The organism is Mesorhizobium sp. M4B.F.Ca.ET.089.01.1.1 (genome assembly GCF_004022605.1).
Classification (GTDB): Bacteria; Pseudomonadota; Alphaproteobacteria; order Rhizobiales; family Rhizobiaceae; genus Mesorhizobium; species Mesorhizobium abyssinicae.
In genome coordinates this window covers 1-3763 of the sequence record NZ_RZOS01000500.1, presented here as the reverse complement: position 1 = coordinate 3763, position 3763 = coordinate 1, and the positions used below count along the sequence as shown (strand labels likewise).

General features: G+C 65.2%; 4 protein-coding genes. All 4 read right to left on the bottom strand.

Translation table 11 applies throughout. The features are described 5' to 3' along the window. The coding region (locus EN780_RS29405; protein ID WP_133372760.1) for a TatD family hydrolase at positions 1-425 on the bottom strand (425 nt) is incomplete at its 3' end. Then, positions 425-1975, bottom strand: coding sequence for a methionine--tRNA ligase (metG, locus tag EN780_RS29400; RefSeq protein WP_128276046.1), 1551 nt, complete (start codon positions 1973-1975; stop codon positions 425-427). The genes metG and EN780_RS29405, both read right to left, overlap by 1 nt. 83 nt (positions 1976-2058) lie before the next feature. Continuing rightward, entirely contained in the window at positions 2059-3114 is a 1056-nt protein-coding gene (locus tag EN780_RS29395) for a DNA polymerase III subunit delta' (RefSeq protein WP_128276045.1), read from the bottom strand. Then, positions 3111-3763, bottom strand: a 653-nt coding sequence (gene tmk, locus EN780_RS29390) for a dTMP kinase (RefSeq protein ID WP_128276044.1), incomplete at its 5' end; no start/stop codon positions are given. The genes EN780_RS29395 and tmk, both read right to left, overlap by 4 nt.

Sequence of the window (3763 nt, the reverse complement as noted above, 5' to 3'; positions counted from 1 at the left end):
TCCTCGAGGATTGCGGCCATATCGTCGTCGGCATCGCGCGAATGGATGACCAGCGGCAGGCCGGTCTGGCGCGCGGCGGCGATATGGGTGCGCAAGCCTTGCGCCTGCGCATCGCGCGGCGCCTTGTCGTAGAAGTAGTCCAACCCGGCCTCGCCGATCGCCACCACTTTTGGGTGCGCGGAGAGCCGCACCAACTCGTCGGTGGTCACATCGAGCTCTTCCGCCGCATTGTGCGGATGGGTACCGACGGAGCAATAGACCTCGTTAAAAGTTTCAGCAATTTCAAGGATTTGCTGAAAACGCTTCACGCGCGTCGAGATCGTCACCATGCGAGCGATGCCGGCCGCCAGGGCGCGGGCGACGATCGCCGCCCGCTCCTCGGCGAAGTCCGGAAAGTCGAGATGGCAATGGCTGTCAACGAGCATCAGGCTTTGGCATCCTGCTCGACATAGCGCGGGAAAACGCCCTCCGGCGCCGGCAGCGGCGTGCCTGGCACCAGCGCGTGATCGGCGTGGACATGCTCGAAACCGCGCCTGTCCGCCGGCACCGCCAGCAGATCGAGCAGCTTCGCCGCTGATCCCGGGATGAAGGGCTGGCACAGCACCGTCACCCGCCGCACGACCTCGGCCGTCGTCCACAGCACGGTCTCCATGCGGGTCGGATCGGTTTTCCGCAGCGCCCAAGGCTCCTGGGAGGCGAAATAGCGATCGGCTTCCGCCACCACGCCGAAGATCGCCGCCAGCGCCAGGTGGATGCCCTGCTCCGCCATCGCCCTGCGCGCCACTGTAAGAGCTTCCACGGCCTGGTCGAGGATCGCCGTGTCGGCCTCCGCCAGTTCGCCGCGCGTCGGCACCACGCCGCCGCAGTTCTTGGCGATCATCGACAGCGAGCGCTGTGCCAGATTGCCGAGCCCGTTGGCGAGATCGGCGTTGGTGCGGTTGACGATCGCTTCATGGCTGTAGTTGCCGTCCTGGCCGAATGGCACCTCGCGCAGGAAGAAATAGCGCACCTGGTCGACGCCGTAGTGCTCGGCCATGGTGAACGGGTCGATGACGTTGCCGACCGATTTCGACATCTTCTCGCCGCGGTTGAACAGGAAGCCGTGGCCGAAGACGCGCTTGGGCAGCGGGATTCCCGCCGACATCAGGAAGGCCGGCCAATAGACGGCGTGGAAGCGCACAATATCCTTGCCGATGATATGGGCATCCGCCGGCCAGAACTTCCATTTATCATCGTTTTCATCGGGATAGCCAAGGCCGGTGATGTAGTTGGTCAAGGCGTCGACCCACACATACATCACGTGCTTCTCGTCGCCAGGCACCGGCACGCCCCAGTCGAAAGTGGTGCGCGAGACCGACAGGTCCTTCAGCCCCGACTTGACGAAACTCATCACCTCGTTGCGCCGCTCTGCGGGGCCGATGAAGTCGGGCTGGCTTTCGTAAAGCGCTATGAGCTTGTCCTGATAGGCCGAAAGCCGGAAGAAATAGCTCTCTTCCTCGACCCATTCGACCGGCGTCCCCTGCGGCCCGTAGCGGACGTTGTCGGCGCGAACCTCGGTCTCCTCCTCGCCGTAATAGGCCTCGTCGCGCACCGAATACCAGCCGGCATATCCACCCTTGTAGATATCGCCATTGGCGGCCATCGCCTTCCAGATCGCCTGCGAGGACGCGTAGTGGCGCTCCTCGGTGGTGCGGATGAAATCATCATTGGAGGCGTTGAGCACCGCCGCCATGCGCCTGAACTCGGCTGAGTTGCGGTCGGCAAGTTCGCGCGGCGAGAGCCCATCCTTGCGCGCCGTCTGCAGCATCTTGATGCCGTGCTCGTCGGTGCCGGTGAGGAAGAAGACCTGCTTGCCGTCAAGGCGCTGGAAGCGGGCGAGCGCGTCGGTGGCGATCAGTTCGTAGGCATGGCCGATATGCGGCTTGCCGTTCGGGTAGGAAATCGCAGTCGTGATGTAGAATGTGTCGCGTGACATGAATGAACCGTCATGAAAGTCTGAATGTGAGTTGTGGGGGTGGATATCCTATCGGCATGGCGATTGCCATCCCGAGCGGGCCATCACATTCGCATCGCAGAATTCAGGCGGTCGATCATGATCAGAGCGTGCTGCTTCTTGTCGAGATTGTAGGTCTCGGTCTCAGATATAGCGTTCTGGGCTTCCTGCCAAGCTTCGGACAGAGCCTTGGCCCGCGCTAGATCGCCGGCGAGTGCCGCCTCGCTGGCGCGTGAGGACAACAGGTCGAGCGCGTGTCGGTTGAAGATGTCGAACTGGATCGCCTGGTCGCGGCCGGCAACCGCCTCGGCCAGCCGGTGGGCGCCGGCGACGTCGCCCTTCCTCGCCGCAACAAGGGCGTCGAGCGCGGCGGCGATCTCCAGCCCGCCATACTGCGTCAGAAGGATGGCGTTGCGGGCGCTGCCCCCTGCCCGCTCGGCAAGTGCCGCGCGCGCCGCAGGCTCCTCGGGTGGTGGCGGCTCGATGCCTTGCAGAACGGTCATCAGTTCCTCGTCGCCGAGCGGCGTCAGGCGCACCATCTGGCAGCGCGAGCGGATCGTCGGCAAAAGGCTGCCCGGGGCGTGCACGATGAGGATGAACAGGGTGCGCGCCGGCGGCTCTTCGAGACTCTTGAGCAAGGCGTTGGCGGCATTGGTATTCATGTCGTCGGCCGGGTCGACGATCACGACCCGGTAGCTGCCGTCATGCGAGGTCATCGACAGGAAGCGGCTGACCCTGCGGATCTCGTCCACGGTGACGACCGTCTTGAAGCTCTTGGTCTTGTCGTTCGCCGGCCGGGTCAGGTGGAGCACCGAAGGATGCGCCCCGGTGGCGATCTGGCGAAACAGCGATGAGGCCGGGTCCGGCTGAGCGATAACGTCCGGCGCCCGCTCGAATGCCGGGTGCTTCAGGAGATGATGCGCGAGGTGAAAGGCGAGCGTCGCCTTGCCGATGCCGACCGGTCCGGCGAGGATCAGCGCATGCGGCAGTTTGCCGGCGCGATAGGCAGTGGCGAGCATGGAAGCCGCCTGACCGTGGCCGATGAGGCGAGCCGTCTCGGACGGTTCCGGCACGCCGTCCAGCGTGTCGTGCTGCTCGGGGGCGATGCGTTCGAAGATCATGCCGGGGCTGTCTGCCGCTGCTCGGCCGGCGTCATCGTCTCAAGCGCGGCGAAGACGGCGGCGGTGACGACGTTTTCCACCGTGTCCGGGTCGGCGGAGGCGTCGATGACGATGCAGCGCCCCGGCTCGGCGGCGGCGATGGCGAGGAAAGCATCGCGCCTGCGGCGGTGGATATCGAGCGTTTCCTTCTCGAAACGATCTGGACCGTCATTGGCGCCGCGGCGGGCTGTGGCGCGCCGCAGGCCTTCGGCCGGATCGATGTCGAAGACCAGGGTCATGTCGGGCACCATGCCGTTGATGGCGACCTCCTCCAGCGTCTCCATGAAGGCCGGATCCAGACCGCCGGTGACGCCCTGGTAGACACGCGAGGAATCGATGAAGCGGTCGCAAAGCACGATCGATCCGCGCTCCACTGCCGGTCGGATGACCTGCTCGACATGGTCGGAACGCGCGGCGGCGAACAGCAGCGCCTCCATCTTCGGGCCGAAGGGCTCGGCAGCGCCGGAAAGCAACACGTGCCGAACTGCCTCGGCGCCCGGCGAGCCGCCGGGCTCGCGGGTGACGAGGACGTCGTATTTCTTGGCACGCATCCGCTTTGCCAGCCGCTCGATCTGCGTCGACTTGCCTGCCCCTTCGCCGCCTTCGAAGG

What these genes read in the sequence shown, in the direction of transcription:
- metG (WP_128276046.1), bottom strand. Translation starts at nt 1,975, where the DNA reads ATGTCACGCGACACATTCTACATCACGACTGCGATTTCCTACCCGAAC.
- EN780_RS29395 (WP_128276045.1), bottom strand. Translation starts at nt 3,114, where the DNA reads ATGATCTTCGAACGCATCGCCCCCGAGCAGCACGACACGCTGGACGGC.